Origin of the sequence: Caballeronia terrestris (assembly GCF_001544515.1) — a bacterium.
Taxonomy (GTDB): domain Bacteria; phylum Pseudomonadota; class Gammaproteobacteria; order Burkholderiales; family Burkholderiaceae; genus Caballeronia; species Caballeronia terrestris.
Genome location: NZ_FCOL02000032.1, coordinates 25,960 through 45,975, shown reverse-complemented (window position 1 = coordinate 45,975; position 20,016 = coordinate 25,960). Strand labels below are relative to the sequence as shown.

17 protein-coding genes are annotated in these 20,016 nt (G+C 64.9%); 2 read left to right on the top strand and 15 right to left on the bottom strand.

Annotated features, from left to right (window positions below; genetic code table 11):
• Nucleotides 1–41: 41 nt before the first annotated feature.
• The 5 genes from AWB67_RS23020 to AWB67_RS23000 all read right to left on the bottom strand — a co-directional run bounded on the left by AWB67_RS23020 (nt 42) and on the right by AWB67_RS23000 (nt 6,085).
• Nucleotides 42–299, bottom strand: a complete 258-nt coding sequence (locus AWB67_RS23020; RefSeq protein WP_235025263.1) for a hypothetical protein — start codon at nt 297–299, stop codon at nt 42–44.
• Between the two features lie 20 nt (nt 300–319).
• The gene (ligD, locus tag AWB67_RS23015; RefSeq protein ID WP_087658534.1) at nt 320–3,103 is read right to left on the bottom strand and encodes a DNA ligase D; all 2,784 of its coding nucleotides are present in this window, start codon (nt 3,101–3,103) and stop codon (nt 320–322) included.
• Nucleotides 3,104–3,126: 23 nt separating this feature from the next.
• Entirely contained in the window at nt 3,127–4,029 is a 903-nt protein-coding gene (gene ku, locus AWB67_RS23010; protein ID WP_087658533.1) for a non-homologous end joining protein Ku, read from the bottom strand.
• 319 nt (nt 4,030–4,348) lie between these two features.
• Nucleotides 4,349–4,912 carry a DUF6013 family protein gene (locus AWB67_RS23005; RefSeq protein ID WP_087658532.1) on the bottom strand — a complete coding sequence of 188 codons (564 nt, stop codon included), beginning with the start codon at nt 4,910–4,912 and terminating at the stop codon, nt 4,349–4,351.
• 156 nt (nt 4,913–5,068) lie between these two features.
• A complete protein-coding gene (locus tag AWB67_RS23000) occupies nt 5,069–6,085 on the bottom strand; it encodes a zinc-binding alcohol dehydrogenase family protein (RefSeq protein ID WP_087658531.1) in 1,017 nt (338 codons plus the stop codon).
• Between the two features lie 98 nt (nt 6,086–6,183).
• On the opposite strand from AWB67_RS23000, the gene AWB67_RS22995 reads away from it, so the two are divergent.
• Nucleotides 6,184–7,125 carry a LysR family transcriptional regulator gene (locus AWB67_RS22995; protein WP_087658530.1) on the top strand — a complete coding sequence of 314 codons (942 nt, stop codon included), beginning with the start codon at nt 6,184–6,186 and terminating at the stop codon, nt 7,123–7,125.
• A 6-nt stretch (nt 7,126–7,131) separates the two neighbouring features.
• Here the strand turns inward: AWB67_RS22995 and AWB67_RS22990 are convergent, their stop codons facing one another.
• The gene (locus AWB67_RS22990) at nt 7,132–8,361 is read right to left on the bottom strand and encodes a cytochrome P450 (protein ID WP_087658529.1); all 1,230 of its coding nucleotides are present in this window, start codon (nt 8,359–8,361) and stop codon (nt 7,132–7,134) included.
• Between the two features lie 117 nt (nt 8,362–8,478).
• On the opposite strand from AWB67_RS22990, the gene serB reads away from it, so the two are divergent.
• Entirely contained in the window at nt 8,479–9,318 is an 840-nt protein-coding gene (serB, locus tag AWB67_RS22985; protein ID WP_087658528.1) for a phosphoserine phosphatase SerB, read from the top strand.
• A gap of 24 nt (nt 9,319–9,342) precedes the next feature.
• On the opposite strand, the gene AWB67_RS22980 is transcribed toward serB, so the two are convergent.
• The 9 genes from AWB67_RS22980 to astD form a co-directional block, all read right to left on the bottom strand.
• The gene (locus tag AWB67_RS22980) at nt 9,343–10,542 is read right to left on the bottom strand and encodes a cystathionine beta-lyase (protein WP_087658527.1); all 1,200 of its coding nucleotides are present in this window, start codon (nt 10,540–10,542) and stop codon (nt 9,343–9,345) included.
• Nucleotides 10,543–10,640: 98 nt separating this feature from the next.
• A complete protein-coding gene (locus tag AWB67_RS22975) occupies nt 10,641–11,285 on the bottom strand; it encodes a hypothetical protein (protein ID WP_087658547.1) in 645 nt (214 codons plus the stop codon).
• Nucleotides 11,286–11,302: 17 nt separating this feature from the next.
• Nucleotides 11,303–12,487, bottom strand: coding sequence for a beta-ketothiolase BktB (gene bktB, locus AWB67_RS22970; protein ID WP_087658526.1), 1,185 nt, complete (start codon nt 12,485–12,487; stop codon nt 11,303–11,305).
• A 40-nt stretch (nt 12,488–12,527) separates the two neighbouring features.
• Nucleotides 12,528–13,451 (bottom strand): sugar kinase, encoded by a 924-nt coding sequence (locus AWB67_RS22965; RefSeq protein WP_087658525.1) that lies wholly within the window; start codon nt 13,449–13,451, stop codon nt 12,528–12,530.
• Between the two features lie 2 nt (nt 13,452–13,453).
• Nucleotides 13,454–14,845: a 30S ribosomal protein S12 methylthiotransferase RimO gene (rimO, locus tag AWB67_RS22960; RefSeq protein WP_087658524.1), complete on the bottom strand. Its 1,392-nt coding sequence runs from the start codon at nt 14,843–14,845 to the stop codon at nt 13,454–13,456.
• Between the two features lie 287 nt (nt 14,846–15,132).
• On the bottom strand, nt 15,133–15,918 hold the full coding sequence (locus AWB67_RS22955) for an ABC transporter substrate-binding protein (protein ID WP_374729843.1): 786 nt from the start codon (nt 15,916–15,918) through the stop codon (nt 15,133–15,135).
• Between the two features lie 244 nt (nt 15,919–16,162).
• Entirely contained in the window at nt 16,163–17,182 is a 1,020-nt protein-coding gene (gene astE / locus AWB67_RS22950; protein ID WP_087658522.1) for a succinylglutamate desuccinylase, read from the bottom strand.
• Nucleotides 17,166–18,506, bottom strand: coding sequence for an N-succinylarginine dihydrolase (gene astB / locus AWB67_RS22945; RefSeq protein ID WP_087658521.1), 1,341 nt, complete (start codon nt 18,504–18,506; stop codon nt 17,166–17,168). Before astB ends, astE begins: the two co-directional genes overlap by 17 nt.
• 26 nt (nt 18,507–18,532) lie before the next feature.
• Complete coding sequence (gene astD, locus AWB67_RS22940) at nt 18,533–20,005, bottom strand: succinylglutamate-semialdehyde dehydrogenase (RefSeq protein WP_087658520.1); 1,473 nt, start codon at nt 20,003–20,005, stop codon at nt 18,533–18,535.
• Between the last annotated feature and the right edge of the window lie 11 nt (nt 20,006–20,016).

Sequence of the window (20,016 nt, the reverse complement as noted above, 5' to 3'; positions counted from 1 at the left end):
CCGATTCATTCTACGCAACGGTCGCGCCCTTTGCCACGCACTCACGAATTGTCCGGGTCAACCGGCTCGCTCTTGTCGTCGCTGTTCACGTTCGCGTGCTCGTCGCGCTGGGTGCTTTTCTGGTACTCGTCGCCGCCGCGCCGGTCCGTATCGACCAGTCCGCGCTCCACATCGCGATGCGCCTGCTCACCCACCTTGCGCGTGCCCTCCTCGTTCTGCGACTCGACGCTCTGGTCCGCTTCGTGCGGCAAAGGAGTGTCGTCCTCGGGCTTTTGTTGATCGGTTGTCGATTGCTTCATGTGAGCCTCCACTTTTGTATTTACTTGCCCGCGCCATCGAGGCCCAGGCGCTTTTTCATCGCGACGGTCAGGCGCTGCCGCTTCTTGCCGTAACCCGCCCAGGGATCGGCGCCGAGCGCGTCGAGCCGTTCGTGGACGTTGCGGATGTTCCACTGATCGCCGCTTTTGATTTCATCGAGCTCACTCCAGTCGATCGTCACCGATGCGCCCATCCCCGGTCGCGCGCGCAGCGAGAACGCGGCGACCGTGCTGGAACCGCGGTTGTTGCGCAGATAGTCGACGAAAATCTTGCCCTTGCGGTTCTGCATGCCCATTTTCGCGGAGAAGAGCTTCGGCAGCGTGTTCGCCATGTGCTGCGCGACGGCCTGCGAAAAGCCCTTCACCTCGTCCCAGCCGGCCTGCTTCGCGATCGGCACGACGACGTGAAAGCCCTTGCCGCCACTCGTCTTGCAGAACGACTCCAGCCCGAGCTCCGCGAGCAGTTCCTTCGTGAGCCGCGCCGCCTCGATCATGCGCGGCCAGCCGACGCCCTCGCCCGGATCGAGATCGAAGACCATGCGGTCGGGCTTCTCGATATCGGATGCGACGGCGTTCCACGTGTGCAGCTCGACGGTGCCCATCTGCGCGGTGCCGACGAGCGCCCCGGCCGATTCGATCGTCAGGAGCGGCGGATGCCCGGGATCGACGTCGGGATGCTGCGTGATGTGCGGGATTGCAAGCCGCGCGCTGTGCTTCTGGAAGAAGAGCTCGCCAGCGATGTCGTCGGGCGCGCGCACGAGCGAGACGGGACGGTCCTTTAAGTGCGGCAACATCCACTCGGCGACCGACTCGTAATACTCGACGATATCAATCTTGCGGATGCTGCTCGTTTTGTCGAGCACGCGCTCCGGGTGGCTGATCTTCACACCGGCGACGGTGGTCGTGTCCTTACCGGCGGTTTTCTTCGCGACGGTTTTGGCAGTGGCGGCGGTTTTACCGGTGGCGGCGGTTTTGGCAGCCGCCTTCTTCGCCGGCTTCTGCGCCTGCTCCGCCTCGACCTTCTCTGCCGGCTTCGGCTCTTCCTTGACGATCTGCCGCGCCGGCTTGTCGTCACGCAGACTCACGAACGATGCTTGCCGCACGATGCGCTCCTTGGTCCATTCAGCGAAATTGCATTCCGCGACGAGTTCCGGCTTCACCCAGTGCACGCGCGTGCGGCTGCGCTCGACCGGCTCGCGCGCGAACGGCATCTTCGCGGTCTCGCGCTTGTCGAGTTCCTTCTTGATGTCGTGCAGCGTCGATTGGTCGAAGCCTGTGCCGACGCGACCGGCGTATTGCAGCTTGCCCGCCTCGTCATGGACGCCGAGCAGGAGCGCGCCGAAATGTCCACGGCTGCCAGCCGGCTCCGAATAGCCGCCAATCACGAATTCCTGGCGCCGCCGGCATTTGAGCTTGATCCACGAATTGCTGCGGCCCGACACGTAGGTGCTGTCCTGGCGCTTGCCGATGATGCCTTCGAGCGCCATGTCGCACGCGCTTTTGAGCAGGTCGTCGGCCTTGAACGCGAAGTCTTCGGAGAAACGCAGCACCGGATCGTCGACGGCTTCGAGCAGCGCCTTCAGGATCGCTCGCCGCTGCACGAGCGGCACCTGCCGCAGGTCGTAGCCGTTGAGAAAAGGAACGTCGAACCAGTAGACGACGATGTCCTGCGGCCGTCCCACGTCGAACGCGTTTTGCAGCGCCTGAAAATCCGGCAGGCCGCGATCGTCGAGCACGACTGCCTCGCCGTCGAGCCACGCGCTCTCGATGTCGAGCTGTTGCAGCGACTTGACCTGCTTGCCGAACTTCGCGGTCCAGTCGTTGCCGTTGCGCGTCCACATCTGCACCGCTTTCGACGCCGCCGCCGACCGGTCGATGCGCGCCAGCACGCGATAGCCGTCGAACTTGATCTCATAGGTCCAGTCGCCGCTGGGCGGTGCGGCATCGACGAGTGTGGCGAGTTGCGGCTTGAACGTCGCGGGGAGCCTGGCCTTCACGGCGCCCTCTACCGATGGCTCGTGCGACAACGTGCGCAGCGACTCCGTATTGCGATTCGCGACAATATCGGGGCGGTCGTCCTTCGTCGGCTTTTTCGCCGGAGCTTTCGAGGTTTTCTTCGCCACCGTCTTGCGCTCCGTGCGCTCGATGACCTCGCCGCGCTTGTTGCGCGCGCCGAGCGAATCGGTCAGCACGCTGCCGGGGCGCTTCAGCAGGACGTCGTAGTCGGCTTCGTTGCGAGCGTCTTCATCGCGTTCCTTGATGAGAAGCCATTGTTCCTTGTCGCCGTTGCCGCGCATGTGGCTCTTCACGAGCGTGAAGCCGCCGTGCAGCTTTTCGCCGTCGAGCCGGAATTTCAACTTGCCCTTCGCGTACGATCCGGCCGCTTCTTCGATCGTGCCCGTCTGCGGCTCCCACGTCCCGCGATCCCAGACGATCACGCTGCCCGCGCCGTAATTGCCCTCGGGAATCACGCCTTCGAAAGAGCCGTAGTCGAGCGGATGGTCCTCGACGTGAACGGCCAACCGCTTCACCGAGGGGTCGAGGCTCGGACCTTTCGGCACAGCCCACGACTTGAGCGTGCCGTCGAGTTCGAGACGGAAGTCATAGTGCAGACGCCGCGCGTCGTGTTCCTGAATCACGAACGAGAGCGCGTGGGCTTTCACCTTCGATGTCTTGACCTTCGCAGCGGTCTTTCTGGCCGCCTTCTTCGACGCGACCGCGCCCGACGGCTCGGACGTCTCGTCGAAGCGGCGCATGCGCTGGTAGGTTTCGAGTTTTCCTGACATTTTCGGTTGCGCTCGTTCAGGTGCTATGCGCGTTTGCGGCGTGTGGCAGTCTTCCGGGCGGGGCGCGCGGGAGTCTTTGCTTCCTCGACATCGTCCGCCGCTGCTGCCGCGCCGCGCTTCGTCGCGGGCTTGCCTTGTTTAAGACTGCGCTTGAGCAAATCGGACAGATCGAGAATCTCCGCCGACGACTTGCCCTCGCCCTTATCCTCCACTTCCGCCACTTCGGCCGTTTTGCCTTCATGCACCTTCCGGTCGACAAGCGCCATGATGTCTTCGCGGAACGTGTCGTGATACTTGGCCGGGTCCCAGTTGTCGCTCATGTCGTCGATCAGTCGCTTCGCCATGTCGAGTTCCTTTGGCGTGACACCGGCCTTCTTGGTGTCCTCGGGCGGGAACTTGAATTGATCGAAGTCGCGCACTTCGTCGGCCCAGCGCAACGTGTTCAGCGCGAGCGCAGGACCGACCGGGATCAACGCGGCGAGATGCTGCTTGTTGTGCAGCACGACGCTCGCAATGCCGATCTTGCCGGTGTCCTTCAGCGCGTCGCGCAGGAGCGCGTAGACCTTCTCGCCCTTGCGGTCAGGGGCGAGGTAGTACGGTGTATCGAGCGAGAGAAACGAGATTTCCGGCGCCTCGATGAACGCGAGGATTTCGACCGTTTGGGTCGATTCCGGATTGGCCGAGCGGATTTCCGCGTCGGTCATGACGACGTACTTGCCCTTCTCGTACTCGAAGCCCCGGACGATGTTGTCGCGCGTGACTTCCTTGCCGGTGTTCTTGTTGATCTGCTTGTAACCGATGGGGTCCATCGACCGCTTGTCGAGCAGATTGAAACCGACTTTCTCAGACTGCGTCGCCGGATAGAGTTGCACGGGCACGTGGACCAGCCCGAAGCTGATCGCGCCTTTCCAGATCATGTGCGGCATCGCGATTCCTCGCTCGAACCTGAGTCGGTGCGCGTTGGGGGTTGTCGTAAAAACGCCGTGGATAGGCGGCCAGGAGCGTTCGGAAGCTCGCAGGAAACGTGCCAGAGGATGAGGGGCTTGGGGGTGCGTCGGACCGTGCCTGGATTGTTGTCAGGCTGTAATCATTGCCGTTTTTCAGGCAATTTCGTCCGATGACTGCCTGCTTGGGACTTTGCAGGTCTTTTCGAAGGTAGCTCGGAGACGGCTAAAAAATCGACCGTTAGTTGCATGTCAAGGGCAAATAAAAGGCCTCCCCGAAGGAAGGCCCTGATCTGCTGAGTTACTTGCGGCTCGCGCTAACGGTCAGTTGCGTGCCGTCGCTGAGCGTGACCATCTTGGAACCGCCCGTCGTCGGCATCGTGAAGCGCACGATCTGCGAGAGACGTGTCTCGACCGGACATTGCAGCGCCTTGCCACCCACCGTGACCTTGCTCGTGCCCTTCGGCGCGCGCGCCTGGAAGCTGAGTTGAACGTTCGCCGAACCGTTATCAGCGACCACCGACGCGAAGCGGATCTGCACCTGCCGCACCGCCGCGCCTTCCGCGTTGCGCGCGAGACTCGCGACGTTCGGACAATCGTCGGGAACCGGCTGCGCGCCACCGGGCGCCGCGCTCTGCCAAGTGAAGTCGTCCGTCTGGCCCGAGCGGATCGTGCGCGTTTCCTGTTCGTTGCCGAAGGTTTTCGACGCCATCTTCACGGTGTATTTGATCGGTCCGTCGTTGGCGGCTTCTTCCTGGACCTTGATGCCGGGCGTGGCAAACGCCGATGTGGAAAGAAAAGCGCCGTACAGCGCGAGCGCCGTGAAACCGGCTCGAGAGCGACAAACGTTCAGACGACGATTCATGCCGGCACCTCCGAAGTGGGTCGTCACGCAAGACGGGCCGGCGCAAAATCGCGCTGCCCGTATTGGTGAGCCGAACCAGTCTAGCGCGGCGCACGCCCGGCGGCCCTAGGGATAACCCGCGTCGGCCGTCAGGCATATGAAAAGCGCTGATGCCGGTCAAAAACCCGTCAAAACCAGCTTGCCGATCGCGCGCCCTTCTTCCAAGAGGCGATGCGCCTCGCGCAGGTTCGCCGCATCGATGCGCCCGAGGTCGCGGCCGAGCGTCGTCTTGAGCGTGCCTGCGTCGATCAGCCGCGCCACTTCCGAGAGCAGCTTGTGCTGCTCGATCATGTCCGGCGTGCCGAACATCGAGCGCGTGAACATGAATTCCCAATGGAACGCAGCGCTCTTCGCCTTCAAGAGCCCGATGTCGAGCGGTTCGCTGTTTTCCACGATCGAACAAATGTGGCCCTGCGGCTTGATGACAGCGGCGGCGGCCGGGAAATGCCTGTCGGAGTCGTTGAAGATCAGCACGTAGTCGACTTGCTCCTGGCCGATCGCTTTCAGTTGCTGCGGGATGTCGTCGAAATGGTTGACGATATGGTCCGCGCCCAGCTCCGTCGCCCATTTCGCCGATTCCGGGCGCGACGCGGTGGCGATCACCTTCAGCTTCGCGACCTTCTTCGCGAGCTGGATGCCGATCGACCCGACCCCGCCCGCGCCGCCGACGATCAGCACTGACTTGCCCTCGTCCGCGCCTTCCGGCGAGACGCCGAGGCGCTCGAACAGCGCTTCCCACGCGGTGATGGTCGTGAGCGGAAGCGCCGCCGCGCATGTGAAATCGAGCGATTTCGGCTTCGCGCCGACGATCCGCTCGTCGACGAGATGGAACTCGCTGTTCGCGCCCTGCCGCGTGATGCTGCCCGCGTAGTAGACGGCGTCGCCCGGCTTGAACAGCGTCGCGTCCGGGCCGACCGCTTCGACGACGCCCGCCGCGTCCCACCCGAGCACGCGCGGCGCCTTTTCAACGGTGTCCTTCGGCGCGCGGACCTTTGTATCGACCGGGTTCACGGCGATCGCCTCGATTTTCACGAGCAGGTCGCGGCCGGTGGGCATGGGTTCGTCGAGTTCGATGTCGATCAGCGATTCGGGGTTCGAGATCGGGAGATAGCGCGTCAGGGCGATGGCTTTCATTTCGGGCTCCAGGGGATGTTCTGAAGTCGATCGTAAGCCGATCCTTCCTCTTTTAAAACCGTCATAATGACTGAAACATTATTCTGAAAAAAAAGAGAATGACAGTCCCGGACGATACTTCCCGCCTCGATCTGCTGGACGTCGCGCTGTTCGTGCGCGCGGCTGCGCTGGCGAACGTATCGTTGGCGGGGCGGGAGTTCGGGTTGTCGGCGGCGGCGGCGAGCGCGCGGCTGGCGGGCCTCGAACGCACGCTCGGCGCGCGCCTTTTGCATCGCACGACGCGCCGCGTGAGCATGACGCAGGAGGGCGAAATCTTCGCTGCGCACGCGCAACAACTGCTCGATGCCGCCGATGCCGCCCGCGCATCGGTCGGCCGCGCGCTCGCCGAGCCGCACGGACGGCTGCGCGTAACGATGCCGTCGTCGCTCGGCCGGCAGCACGTTTCGCCGCTGATTCCCGCGTTCCTGCGGCAGTTTCCGGGCGTGTCGCTCGAATTGCGGCTGACGGACCAGCTCGTCGATCTCGTCGATGAGGGCATCGACCTCGCGATCCGCATTGGCGCGCTGAAGGATTCGACGCTCGTCGCCCGCAAGCTCGCGACCAACCGGCGCGTGCTGTGCGCGTCGCCGGCGTATCTGGCGGCGCACGGCACGCCGCGCCATCCGGCCGATCTCGCGCAGCACGAATGCGTCATCCTCGCCGACCAGCGCAACTGGGCCTTCGTCACGCCGGCGGGCACGATCGACGTGCGCGTCGCGGGGCGGCTCGTGACGGACAACGGCGAGGTGATCCGCGATGCGCTCGCAGCGGGCTTCGGCATCGGCCTCAAGTCGACGTGGAGCGTCGCGCCGCTGATCGCGAGCGGCGAACTCGTGACCGTGCTCGACGACTATCCACTCGCGGAAACCGTCGCGATCTGGGCGGTGTATCCGAGCCGCGCTTTCGTGCCGCCGAAGACGCTCGCGTTCATCGACTTCCTGACCGAGCGCTTCGGCGAGCCGCCTTATTGGGATGTCGATCCGGCGCGCGTGATGCGTTGAATCGGGTCAAACGAGCGCAACAGGAACGCTGACGAATCCGCGAAAGCGCGCCCGCGCCGCGCGCTTCGGCTCGCCGGCCACGCGATATTCCGGAAAGCGCGCGACAAATCTCCCGATCGCGATACGCGCCTCCAGCCGCGCGAGCGACAACCCCGCGCACTGGTGAATTCCGAAGCCGAACGCGAGATGCCGGTTCGGCTCGCGGCCGATATCGAAACGATCTGGCTCGGGAAACTGCGCAGGATCGCGATTGGCCGCGCCGATGCACAGCGTCACCGGCGTTCCGCGCGCGACAGGCATGTCACCAATCGCCGTATCTGCCACCGCGATCCGGTTGCCGAGCTGATTCGAACTCTCGAAGCGCAGGCACTCTTCAATCGCGCTGTCCAGCAGCGCCGGTTCGCGCCGCAGCCGCTCGCGTTCGCCGGGCCAAGCCGCGAGCAGCACGAGACCGTTGCCGATCAGGTTCGTCGTCGTCTCGTGCCCGGCGTTCAGGATGAAGATGCAGTTGTGCAGCAGTTCGGCCTCGTCGAGGCGCTCGCCGTCAGCCTCGCCCTGGATCAGGCGCGTGAGCACGTCGTGCTGCGGATCGCCGGGACGCGCGCGGCGCTTTTCGACCAATCCCTTCAAGTACTCGATGAACTCGCTCACCGCCCGGTTGCCGCGCGCTTCCTGCTCCGGCGTCAGCGACGGCTCCAAAGCGCCGAGGATCGCGAGCGACCAGTCGCGCAGCGGTTCGCGCTCGTTGTGCGGCACGTCGAGCAGGTTGCCGATCACCTCGACCGGAATCGCCGACGCGAAACCGTCGATCAGGTCGAACTGGCCGCGTTCTTGTGCGCGATCGAGCAGGCCATCGACGAGCGCGATCAGGCCCGGTTCCATCGCCGCAATCGCGCGCGCCGTCAATGCGCCCGCGATCAGCTTGCGCACGCGCGTGTGGCGCGGGGCGTCGTTGAAGACGAGGCTCGTCGTGTGATGCGCGTAGAGCGGCGTCGATGGACCGTACTTCGGGCCGAACTCGACGGTCTTGTCGGAACTGAACGCTTTTGCGTCGCGATACACGGCCTGGATGTCGCGATAGCGCGTGAGGAAGAGCGACCCGTCCGGCATGCGCTTCACCGGCTCGTGCGTGCGCAGCGCGTCGTAGACCGGATACGGATCGGCGTAGAACGAGGCGTCGAGGCGGCGTAGATCGAATGCCTTAGCGAGTTCGACAGCGGGTGCGGCGGAATTCATCGATGTCTCCGGTTCGATCGTTTTTGCGCATCATAGCGGCCGTGCGCGCGGGTCCGCCATCGGTCCGCACCATTACAATGGATGGTTTCGCCTCCACGCTTTTTTACGCCGCTCTCCATGAACCTTGTCGTCCAAAGCCCCTCCCCGATTGCCGACGCGCATCTCAAGCCGCTCGCCGCCCTCGCCCGCTCGACGCAAACCGCGCGCGCCGACGACACGCTCGTGCGCTTCATCGGTGCCGATCCGCTGCAGCGCCCCGACATCGACGCGTACTGCGGCACGCACGCGCTCGACTACGCGTTCGTCGGGCCAGGTGCGCGTCTCGCGGATTTCGGCCTCGTCGCGATGGACATGGATTCGACGCTGATCACGATCGAATGCATCGACGAAATTGCGGATTTTTGCGGACTGAAGGCAGAAGTCGCGGCGATCACGGAAGCGTCGATGCGCGGCGAAATCAAGGACTTCAACGAGAGTTTGACGCGCCGCGTCGCGCTTTTGAGAGGCCTCGATGCGAGCGCTTTGGAGCGGGTTTATGAGGAACGGCTACAACTGTCGCCGGGGGCGGAAACGATGCTCGCGGGCGCGCGCGCGGCCGGGTTGAAGACGCTGCTCGTCTCGGGCGGCTTCACCTTTTTCACCGGGAAGCTGAAAGCGCGCCTCGGCCTCGATTTCACGCGCGCGAACACGCTCGAAATCGTCGACGGGAAACTGACCGGGAAGGTGATCGGCGAAATCGTGAACGCCGAGGTCAAGGCGCGGACGCTGCGCGAAACGTGCGCGACGATCGGCATCGATCCGCAGCGCGCAATCGCAATGGGCGACGGTTCCAACGACCTGAAGATGATGGCAGAGGCGGGGCTGTCGGTGGCGTTTCGGGCGAAGCCCGTGGTGCGGGAGGCGGCAAGTGTAGCCTTCAACTTCGTCGGGCTCGACGGCCTGTTGCGCTTGTTCTGACGCCTCCCTCATATTGAACGCGATTCAGGCGAACGCCTTCCTCATCGCCCGTTCGATATCTCCGCGCAAATCGGCCTCATCCTCCAGCCCGACGAAGAACCGCACGAGCACGCCCTCGTGCGGCCACTTCACCGCGGTGCGCATCGCGCCAATCCTGTAAGGCATCGCGAGGCTGTGCGAGCCGCCCCAGCTCCAGCCGATGTCGAACAACTCCAGCGCTTCCACGAACGCATCGACCTGTTGCGCGCTGTAGCGCTTGTCGAACACGAACGAGAAGAGCCCGCCCGCGCCGCCCTTGAAATCGCGCTTGTAAAACTCGTGCCCCGGACAGTCTTCGATGGCCGGATGCAGCACCGCCGCGACTTCCGGTCGCGCCTTCAGCCACTGCGCCAGCGCCAGCGCGGTACGGTCGTGCGCGGCGTAGCGCAGCGTCATCGACGGCAGGCTGCGCAAGACGAGCGAACAATCGTCCGATGAAACCCCGATCCCCAAACGCATCCGCGCACGCTTCAGCTTCATGTGCATTTCGCGCTCGACGGTGATCGTCGCGCCCATCAGGATGTCGCTGCCGCCCGACTGGTATTTCGAGAGCGCCTGCACCGAGATATCGACGCCGTGCTCGAACGGCTTGAACGCGAGCCCCGCCGAATACGTGTTGTCCATTGCCGTGACAATGCCGCGCGCGCGGGCCACCGCCGCGATCGCGGGCACGTCCTGCACTTCCATCGTCACCGAGCCGGGCGCCTCGACCCAGATCAGCTTCGTGTTGCCCTTGATCAGGTCTGCGATACCCGCGCCGATCATCGGATCGTAGTAGGTCACTTCAATGCCGTAGTCGGCGGCGAGCCAGTCCGCATGCTCGCGATTCGGCGAATACGCGTTGTCCGGTACGAGGACGTGGTCGCCCGATTTCACGAAACCGAAGTACACATTCGATATCGCCGACAACCCCGACGGCTGCAACAGCGCCTGTTCGCCACCCTCGATCGCGGCTATGCGCTGCGCGAGCGTGATCGTCGTGGGCGTGCCGTGCAGGCCGTAGCGCCACTGCGAGTCGTCGCTCCAGACGAGCTGGCGCATCGCGGCGAGGTTCGGAAACACGATCGTCGATGCGCGCGTGACGGGCACCGGAAACGCCTCGAAGCCGGGCGTGAGATTGTCTTCGGGATGAACGATGCGGGTCTGCTGTCCGCGCTCGGGTGCCTTGTTGCTGGAGTCGGTCATGGCGTGATGGATTCTGATTACTGGGAGAAAAAACGCCATCGAACGAAGTTCGATGGCGTGTCACGTTTCATTCGATGCAACGGTGCACAGCGCGCCGGCTATTCACCGATGATCACGTTGCTCGTGCCGCCGACGGCATTGCGCGGCAGCGCTTGCACAGCGGGCGGCGCAGGTTCCAACGAGGGCGCAGCGGCTTTCGGCTCGCGGTTGGCCGGAACGGTCACGCCCGCCACGGCCGGACGCAGGTTGAAAGGCTGCGGGTCGGAATCGTCGGCGTTCATGCGTTCGCCCGAGACGCTGCCATCCGCCGCGAACTTGCCGATCCAGTTGCCGGTGATGTGCGTGCCGTCGTTCGATTCCTCGATTTCGAGCGCGTCGCCGTCGCGATCGCCCGCGACCAGGATCACCGACGGGCTGCCCACGAACTTGTACTCGCCGTGAATGCCCGTCGCCTCGTCAGTTTTTGCGCCGAGCTTCATCTCGACCTGACGGCCGCCGAGCGTGCCCACATAGCGCGGAAAGCGCGCGTATTCCGGGTTCGGCGCGAGCGGCTTGACGGGCGGCAGCGCGAGCGCGGCGATCGCCTTGTTCGCGCCGATCACGTCGTCGGCTTTTTCGGCTGCGGCCGAAGGTGAGCCTCCCGGCGGCATCGGCGAGTTGCAGCCCGCGAGCAGCGATAACGCCGCAAGCGCCGCTACCACGCCGAGTCTTGCTTGACTCAATGCCGCCGTGTGCTTCTGCATCATCCTTTTGTTCCCTTTCAAACGCGCTCAAAGATCGCGGCAATGCCCTGCCCGCCGCCGATGCACATCGTCACCAGCGCATAACGCCCGCCGATGCGCTGCAACTCATACAGCGCCTTCACCGTGATGAGCGCGCCTGTCGCGCCGATCGGATGGCCAAGCGAGATGCCCGAGCCGTTCGGATTGACCTTCGACGGATCGAGCTGCAGTTCATTCGTGACCGCGCACGCCTGCGCGGCAAACGCCTCGTTGGCTTCGATCACGTCGAGGTCGGCGACGGTGAGGCCCGCGCGCTCCAGCGCCTTCTTCGACGCCGGCACCGGGCCGATGCCCATGAACTTCGGATCGACGCCCGCGTGCGCGTAAGCGACCAGGCGCGCGAGCGGCTTCGCGCCGCGCTTTTCCGCGACGCTGCGCTCCATCAGCACGACGGCCGCGGCCGCGTCGTTGATGCCGGACGCATTGCCCGCCGTCACCGTGCCGTTTTCCTTCGCGAACACGGCCTTGAGTTTCGAGAAATCATCGATAGTCGCGTTCGGGCGGACGTGTTCGTCCTGATCGAAGACGGTGTCGCCCTTCTTCGAGGCGATCGTGATCGGCAGGATCTGGTCCTTGAAGTAGCCTTCCTTGATCGCGTTCGCCGCGCGCCGGTGCGATTCCAGCGCGAGGGCGTCCTGCGCCTCGCGCGTGATGCCGTACTTGCCCGCGACGTTCTCCGCCGTTACGCCCATGTGGATCTTGTCGAACGGATCGTTGAGCGCGCCGAGCATCATGTCGATGACGCGCGCGTCGCCCATGCGCTGGCCGAAGCGCGCCGACGGCATGATGTAAGGCGCGCGGCTCATGCTTTCCGCACCGCCGCCGATCGCGATATCAGCGTCGCCGAGCAGGATCGACTGCGCCGCCGAGACGATCGCCTGCAATCCCGAGCCACACAGGCGGTTGACGGTCAGCGCGGGCGCGTGCTGCGCGACGCCGCCGTTCAACGCCGCGACGCGCGCGAGGTACATGTCCTTCGGCTCCGTATGGACGACATTGCCGAACACCACGTGCCCGACATCCTCGCCCGACACGTTCGCACGCGACAGCGCCTCACGCACGACGCGCGCGCCGAGATCGGTCGGGGCGATGTCTTTCAACGCGCCGCCGAAGTCACCGATTGCCGTCCGCACACCGCTCACCACCACGACATCACGTTGCATTTTTTGTCTCCATCATTGGTTTCTGATGCTAATCATCTTATCACTCGGTCAGCGCCCGTTGGACCGTCGCGCTATCCGGAATCGGAGCCACGGCGCCGAAGCCTTGCGTCGACAGCGCCGCCGCCACGTTCGCGTAGCGCGCGGCCGTGAATGGATCGTCGCCCGCGACGATCCGCGCAATGAACGCGCCGCCGAAGCAATCGCCCGCGCCGGTGGCGTCGACCGCTTGCACCACGCGGCCCGGCACGACGCGCCGCTCGTCCGGCGTCGCGATATACGCGCCTTCCTTGCCGAGCTTCAGCGCCACGACCTTCGGCCCGAGCCCGAGCAGGAAATCGACGATGGCGTCCTTGTCCGTCAAGCCCGTGAGATCCGTCACGTCGTCCCAGCTCGGCAGGCAGATGTCGGTCGCGCGGATCGCTTCCAGCATGACCGCGCGCGCCCGCGCGAGCGGCCACAGCTTCAGCCGCAGATTGGTATCGAAGCTCACCCTCACGCCGTGGCTGCGCGCGTAATCGATGGCGGCGAGCGCTGCGTCGCACGCCGACACGCCGATCGCGAGACTGATGCCCGACAGATGCACGACCTTCGCCGCGGCGATCACGTCGAGCGGCAAGTCTGACGTAGCGTAACGGCTCGCCGCCGAGCCCGCGCGCAGGTAATCGAAGCGATGGCCGTTCGCGCCGTGCGAGACGAAATAAACGCCGGTGGGCGCGTTGCCGTCGATCCGAACCGTCGACGTAGCGACGCGCTCCGTGCGCCACAGGTCGAGCAGCAACTGCCCGAACTGGTCGTTCCCGACCGCCGACACGAAACCCGCCGAGGCGCCCTGTCGCGAGGCCGCGATCAGGAAGTTCGACACGTCGCCGCCGAAGCCTTGCAGGTAAGTCGGCTCGCCGGCCGTCGATTGATTGAATTCGATCATCGCCTCGCCGAGCGCGAGGACTTGCGGCGTGTCGGACATGTTTACACCTCACCCCAGAGATCGTGGCCGTCGGCGCCGGAGATTTTCACCGACACGAAATCGCCCGCCTTGTAGCGCTTCGACGCCTTCGTCGCCGGCGCGATGTACACGACGCCGTCGATTTCCGGCGCGTCCGCCGCCGTGCGCCCGATGCCGCCGTCGGCGTTCACTTCGTCGACGAGCACCTTCAGCGTCTTGCCAACCTTGCGCTTCATGCGCGCCGCCGACAATTCCTCTGCCAGTTCCATAAAGCGCGCGCGGCGCTCCTCGCGGACTTCGTCGGGGAGCGCGCCATCGAGTTCATTGGCGGTCGCACCTTCGACCGGCGAGTACGCGAAACAGCCCACGCGATCCAGATCCGCCACGCGGATGAAGTCGAGCAGCGTCTGGAACTGCTCTTCCGTCTCGCCCGGGAAGCCCGCGATGAACGTGCTGCGGATCGTCAGCTCGGGGCACATCTTGCGCCACGCCTGCACGCGCTCGAGCACCTTCTCGGCGTTCGCCGGGCGCTTCATGCGCTTCAGCACTTCGGGGTGGGCGTGCTGGAACGGCACGTCGAGATACGGCAGGACGTGACCCTTCAGTGCGCCGTCGGCCATCATCGGGATGACTTCGTCGACGCCCGGATACGGATACACGTAATGCAGGCGCACCCACGCGCCGTACTGCGCGGCGAGTTCGCCGAGCGCGCCTACGAGGTCGGTCATGCGCGTCTTGATCGGCTTGCCGTTCCAGAAGCCGGTGCGGTACTTGACGTCTACGCCGTACGCGCTCGTGTCCTGCGAGATGACGAGCAGTTCCTTCACGCCCGACTTGAAGAGATTCTCGGCTTCGAGCATCACGTCGGCGACCGGGCGCGAGACGAGGTCGCCGCGCATCGACGGGATGATGCAGAACGTGCAGCGGTGGTTGCACCCTTCCGAAATCTTCAGATACGCGTAGTGGCGCGGCGTGAGCTTGATGCCGGCGGCCGGGACGAGGTCGGTGAACGGATCGTGCGGTTTCGGCAGATGCGTGTGGACCGCGTTCATCACTTCGTTGGTCGCGTGCGGGCCGGTGACGGCGAGCACCTTTGGATGCACTTCCTCGATGAGGCCCGTGCCGCTCGCGCTCTTCTTCGCGCCGAGGCAGCCGGTCACGATGACCTTGCCGTTTTCGCTCAGCGCCTCGCCGATGGCGTCGAGGCTTTCCTGCACGGCTTCGTCGATGAAACCGCAGGTGTTGACGACGACGAGATCGGCGCCGTCGTAGGTGCCGGAGATTTCGTAGCCTTCAGCACGCAGTTGCGTGATGATCTGCTCGGAATCGACGAGGGCCTTGGGGCAGCCGAGGGAGACGAAGCCGACTCTGGGGGCGGCCGTCGACGGCGTAATGGGGGAGGAAGTCTGCGGCATGGGGGATGGTCCGGCGGATCGCGGTAACGTAACCCCATATTGTACTGCGTGGCTGGATTTGGGCGCCTGCGCCGAGCCGTGGCGGAACCTGCGCTGCCTGAATCGCTGCTGTGTGGCTTATAGGCGCCATGCCGACTGCTTGTTCGTAATCGCCGAGCGCCGTCTGCGATGCAAGGTCGAGCTTGCTTTTCTCGACCGGGCTCGGGACTCGATCTGAACAGGTGAAACGACGAGGAACGCGGCCCGGTGTTGGCACCGGGCCGCTCCCATCGATCACGCGCGAAGCTTTATTTCATCACCACCTTCACATCGAAGTACTTGGCGGCGAGCTTGTCGATCGTGCCGTCGTCCTTCAGTTCCTTCAGCGCCCGGTTGAGCGCCTCCTTCAGCGCCTTGTCGTTCTTGCGCACGCCGAAACCCACCCCCGCGCCCAGCAGCTTGTCATCCGACACAGCCGGCCCCGCGAACGCGAACCCCGCGCCTTGCGGCATCTTCAAAAATCCTTTCGACGCCGCCTCTGCATCCTGAAACGCCGCATCGAGCCGGCCCGCCGAGAGGTCCGCGTAGATCTGGTCCTGCGCCTGATACGACTGGACATCGACGCCGGCCGGCGCCCACTTCGCCTTCGCGTACGTCTCCTGGATCGACCCTTGCAGCACGCCGACGTGCTTGCCCTTCAGACCATCGACGGTCGGAAGTACATTGCCGCCCTTCTTCGCGACCAGCTGGTTCGGGATCGTGTAGATCGGATCGGTGAAATCGATTGCGGTCTTGCGCTTGTCGGTGATCGTCATGTCCGAGTTGATGCCGTCGAACTTGCGCGCCTGCAATGCCGGGATCAGGCCGTCGAACGAATTTTCGACCCATACGCACTTCACTTTCAGCTTCGCGCAGACGGCATTGCCCACGTCGATATCGAAGCCGATCAGCTCGCCGCTCGGTGACTTCGATTCGAACGGCGCATATGACGCCTCGACGCCGAAGCGCATTTCCTTCATGTCGGCGGCGTGCGCGCCGAATGCCGCGCTGGCGGCGAGCGCCAGAACGGCGGCCTTGTGATTCAGCCCAAACAGATTGTTCAACTCGGTTTCCTCCAGTGATTTTTACGACTCGTCCGTGGCCTTCTTGCGACCATGCACGGAGCATCGCAGCGCAAAAATCGCGGCTCAAACGCGACGCGCCGCGATGATGCATCGCAACAGACGAGGGGGGCGGCGATTGTAGCGCGCGGCAGCGGGCATGCAGCCGCGGAACGTGGGGGATCAGGCAGGAAAAACTGGCAAGCGCGTGTCGCTCACGCGCAAGTCGAAGCGTCGCTCAAGCGAGCGAGGCAAGCGTGTCCGCGGTCGTATCGACGACGAGCAAGCCCGCGCGCAAACCCGGCTTCACCTTCGGATTCGGGAACACGATGCGCTCCTCGTCGTGCGTCACCTGATAGCGATATTCGCCGTCGCGCGCGAGTTCGGTGCCGCGTGCGAATGGCGTGAAATTCGGCACATCGCTCGCGACGTTCAGCACGAACTGGTCGCTCTGCTTGTCGATCTGGCCGACGACGGTGAAGACGCGTATCGGCCGTTCAGCATCGACGGCCACCTCTCCCGCGATCAACCGGCGCAACGCACGATCCGATGCGGCGAAGCGCGCGAGATCGTTCTGTCCGAACGGCCGCACCTTCCCGAGTTCCAACGTACACGACGACGCGCCCGCGCGCTCGGCGGTGAAATGCGTAAACGTGTTCGATTTCTCGCGATGCAGCAGCACCGCCTCCAGTTGCGCGTCGCGCAACCAGTCGAACATCGCGCGGGCGAGCGGCGCGCCCGTGTGCGGCAAGAGTGCGAACTGCTCGAACACCGATGCGCGGATCGCCGTGTGCATGTCGATGTGCCACTTCGGATGCGTGACATCGGCGAAGAACGCGAGCGCAGCCGCTTCGAGTTCGGCGGCGCGCGGCGCTTCGCGGCTCGACGGCAGCGCCAGGTGACGGCCGTTGAAAAGGCGGTTGAGGTCGTCGTCGAGATAGCGATCGGCGATCCGCATCGCCGCGATGTTGCCGAGGATCACGAGCACGCGCGCGGTCAGCTTCGCCGCGCCGCTCGCGATGTCCGAGACTAGCGTCGAGAGGATTTCGATCGGGGCGGTTTCGTCGCCGTGCACGCCTGCGGAGGCGATCACGCTATGCGTCGCGTCGTGTTGTGGTTCGAGGCAGAGGATGCCGTCGCCGAGCCACGTCCAGCGCACGCCAGAAGGCGCGACGCCTTCGCTCAATGCGGGACGCCTTCCGTCGAGCACGAACGTGAGGAAATCGGCGAGCATGGCGCCCTCAGCGCTGAAAGTCATAGATCGACCCGAGGCGGAGGATCGTCGTCAGTTCGTCGAGCGCCGTGCGCGACTGGTCGAGCAGTTGCGGGTCCGCGAGATCGGCGGGCGCGAGCTGGTCGCGATAGTGCGTATCGATCCACGCGTCGAGGTGCGCGAACAGCGTGTCGTTCATCCACACTCCCGGGTTCACGGCCGCGCGTTCGGCGTCGTTCAGCACGACGCGCAAACGCAAACACGCCGGGCCGCCGCCGTTCTTCATGCTCTCGCGCAAATCGAAGACAAGCACTTCGTCGATCGGCGTCGAGCGCGCGCCGAGCGAATCGAGATACTTCGCGACGCGCGCGTTCTCGCGGCATTCCTGCGGCACGACGAGTACCTGACGGCCATCGGCGCCGGTCAGCAGCTGGCTGTTGAACAGATACGACGAGACCGCATCCGCGACGCCCACCTCGTCTTCCGGCACTTCGATCGCGGTGAACTTCGCGCCCTGCGCGTCGAGCTTCATGCGTAGTTCGTCGTAGACCTTCGGCTGGTCGAGGAACGCGCGCTGATGGCAGAACAGCGTCTCACGATTGCCGACCGCGATCACGTCGTTGTGAAAGACGCCGGCATCGATCACGTCGGGAAGCTGCTGCGCGAAGACGGTCGAGCGTTCGCCTAAGCCGTGCAGGCGCGCGACCGCGCGGCTCGCTTCGAGCGTCTGTCGTGCCGGATAGCGCTGCGGCTGCGGACCCTGACCATATTCGCTACGGCCATACACGAAAAATTCGACGCCCCGCGCCCCGTACTCGCTGCAGAAACGCGTGTGGTTCGCGGCGCCTTCGTCACCGAGCGCCGGCGTGCCCGGCAACGCGTGATGAATGCGGAAGCGCGCTTCGTCGGCGAAGATCGCCGAGAGCGAGCGGCGCGTCTCGCCGTGCTCGATCGCGCGATGCAGCTTGCTCGCGAGATTGGCCGGCGTGAAGTGCACGCGCTCGTCCGACGTATCCGCCGAAGGACTCACGGTCGCCGCGTTGGCGGTCCACATCGCCGATGCCGAACTCGCCGCCGCGAGCAGTTCGGGCGCCTCGCGCGCGGCGCGTTCGATCACACTTGCGTCGCTGCCGGTGAAGCCCAGTTCTCGCAGCAACTTCAGCGATGGCCGTTCCAGCGGCGGCAGCACGCCCTGATGAAAACCGAGATCCGCGAGCTGCTTCATCTTGCGCAAGCCCTGCTTCGCCGCGGCCTTCGGATTCGCCACCGACTTCTCGTTGTTGCGCGACGCGACATTGCCGAACGACAGGCCCGCGTAGTTGTGCGTCGGGCCGACGAGCCCGTCGAAGTTCGCTTCGAATGCTTGCATCGTGAATCCTTGCCAGTCCGTGGTCTTCAGAATGTGAGGCCGGGCGAGACGCTCGCGGGCATCTGCAATTGCGCGCTTTCGACGGAAGCCATCGGATACGAGCAGTAGTCGGCTGCGTAGTATGCGCTCGGCCGCTGGTTCCCCGAGCGTCCGATGCCGCCGAACGGCGCCGCCGACGATGCGCCATTGGTCGGCCGGTTCCAGTTGACGATGCCCGCGCGGATCGTGCGCTGGAAGTGCGTCCAGGCGGCTTCGTCGTCGGCGAGGAGACCGGCGGAGAGGCCGTACGCGGTATCGTTCGCGCGCTCGATGGCTTCATCGAACGACTTGTAGCGTGTGACCTGCACCATCGGTCCGAAGTGCTCCTCGTCGGGGACGTCGCGCGCGTTCGTCACATCGAGGATCGCGGGCGAGACCAGGCCGAGACGCGCGTCGCGCTGTTTCATCTCAAGCACGGCCACCGCGCCTAGTTCGATCAGTTGCGCCTGCGCCGCGACGAGTTTCGCCGCCGCGCGCGCCGAGACCACCGCGCCCATGAACGGCTGCGGATCGGCATCGAATGCACCGTACTGGATGTTCGACGTCACTTCCGTGAAGCGCGCCATGAAGCGCTCGCCGAACGCATCGTCTGGAACGAAGAGGCGTCGCGCGCATGTGCAGCGCTGCCCCGCCGACAGGTACGCCGACTGGATCGTGTGATGCACGGCCGCATCGATGTCCTCGACCTGCGCGACGACCAGCGGATTGTTGCCGCCCATCTCCAGCGCGAGCACAATCTCCGGGCGTCCGCCGAATTGCTTGTGCAGCAGCGTGCCAGTGTCCGAGCTGCCGGTGAAGAAGAGACCGTCGATCTGCCGGTGATTCGCGAGCGCGACGCCCGTGTCCTTCTCGCCCTGCACGAGGTTCAGCACGCCGGCGGGCAGTCCGGCCTGCGTCCACAGGTCGACCGTTGCGGCGGCCACGCCCGGCGCCAGTTCCGACGGCTTGAACACGACCGCGTTGCCCGCTATCAGCGCGGGCACGATGTGGCCGTTCGGCAAGTGACCGGGAAAGTTGTACGGTCCGAACACGGCGACGACACCATGCGGACGATGCCGCAGCACCGCGACGCCATCCGCCATGGGCGCGCGCTTTTCGCCGGTGCGTTCGTTATACGACTGCACGGAGATCTCGACCTTCGCGGCCATCGTCGCCACTTCGGCGCGCGCTTCCCACAGCGGCTTGCCGGTCTCACGGCCGATCGCGTTCGCGAGCGCTTCCTTGTTGTCGTTGAGCAGCGTGGCGAACTTCCGCGCGATGCCGACGCGTTCGTCGAACGGCAGCGCCGACCACGCGACAAACGCATGGCGCGCGGCGGACACAGCGCGGTCGACGTCGGATGCATCGGCGCTCTTGCCTTCCCACACGCGTTCGTCGGTTGCGGGATTGCGCGAGGCGAACGACGCGCCACGGCCTTCGATCCACGCTCCATCGATGTAAAGCTGATTCGGGAGTTTCATGTGCTTTCTCA

Bases quoted from the DNA above. Each gene is read 5' to 3' on its own strand.
- AWB67_RS23020 (WP_235025263.1), bottom strand. From the start codon at position 299: ATGAAGCAATCGACAACCGATCAACAAAAGCCCGAGGACGACACTCCT.
- ligD (WP_087658534.1), bottom strand. From the start codon at position 3,103: ATGTCAGGAAAACTCGAAACCTACCAGCGCATGCGCCGCTTCGACGAG.
- ku (WP_087658533.1), bottom strand. From the start codon at position 4,029: ATGCCGCACATGATCTGGAAAGGCGCGATCAGCTTCGGGCTGGTCCAC.
- AWB67_RS23005 (WP_087658532.1), bottom strand. From the start codon at position 4,912: ATGAATCGTCGTCTGAACGTTTGTCGCTCTCGAGCCGGTTTCACGGCG.
- AWB67_RS23000 (WP_087658531.1), bottom strand. From the start codon at position 6,085: ATGAAAGCCATCGCCCTGACGCGCTATCTCCCGATCTCGAACCCCGAA.
- AWB67_RS22995 (WP_087658530.1), top strand. From the start codon at position 6,184: ATGACAGTCCCGGACGATACTTCCCGCCTCGATCTGCTGGACGTCGCG.
- AWB67_RS22990 (WP_087658529.1), bottom strand. From the start codon at position 8,361: ATGAATTCCGCCGCACCCGCTGTCGAACTCGCTAAGGCATTCGATCTA.
- serB (WP_087658528.1), top strand. From the start codon at position 8,479: ATGAACCTTGTCGTCCAAAGCCCCTCCCCGATTGCCGACGCGCATCTC.
- AWB67_RS22980 (WP_087658527.1), bottom strand. From the start codon at position 10,542: ATGACCGACTCCAGCAACAAGGCACCCGAGCGCGGACAGCAGACCCGC.
- AWB67_RS22975 (WP_087658547.1), bottom strand. From the start codon at position 11,285: ATGCAGAAGCACACGGCGGCATTGAGTCAAGCAAGACTCGGCGTGGTA.
- bktB (WP_087658526.1), bottom strand. From the start codon at position 12,487: ATGCAACGTGATGTCGTGGTGGTGAGCGGTGTGCGGACGGCAATCGGT.
- AWB67_RS22965 (WP_087658525.1), bottom strand. From the start codon at position 13,451: ATGTCCGACACGCCGCAAGTCCTCGCGCTCGGCGAGGCGATGATCGAA.
- rimO (WP_087658524.1), bottom strand. From the start codon at position 14,845: ATGCCGCAGACTTCCTCCCCCATTACGCCGTCGACGGCCGCCCCCAGA.
- astE (WP_087658522.1), bottom strand. From the start codon at position 17,182: ATGACTTTCAGCGCTGAGGGCGCCATGCTCGCCGATTTCCTCACGTTC.
- astB (WP_087658521.1), bottom strand. From the start codon at position 18,506: ATGCAAGCATTCGAAGCGAACTTCGACGGGCTCGTCGGCCCGACGCAC.
- astD (WP_087658520.1), bottom strand. From the start codon at position 20,005: ATGAAACTCCCGAATCAGCTTTACATCGATGGAGCGTGGATCGAAGGC.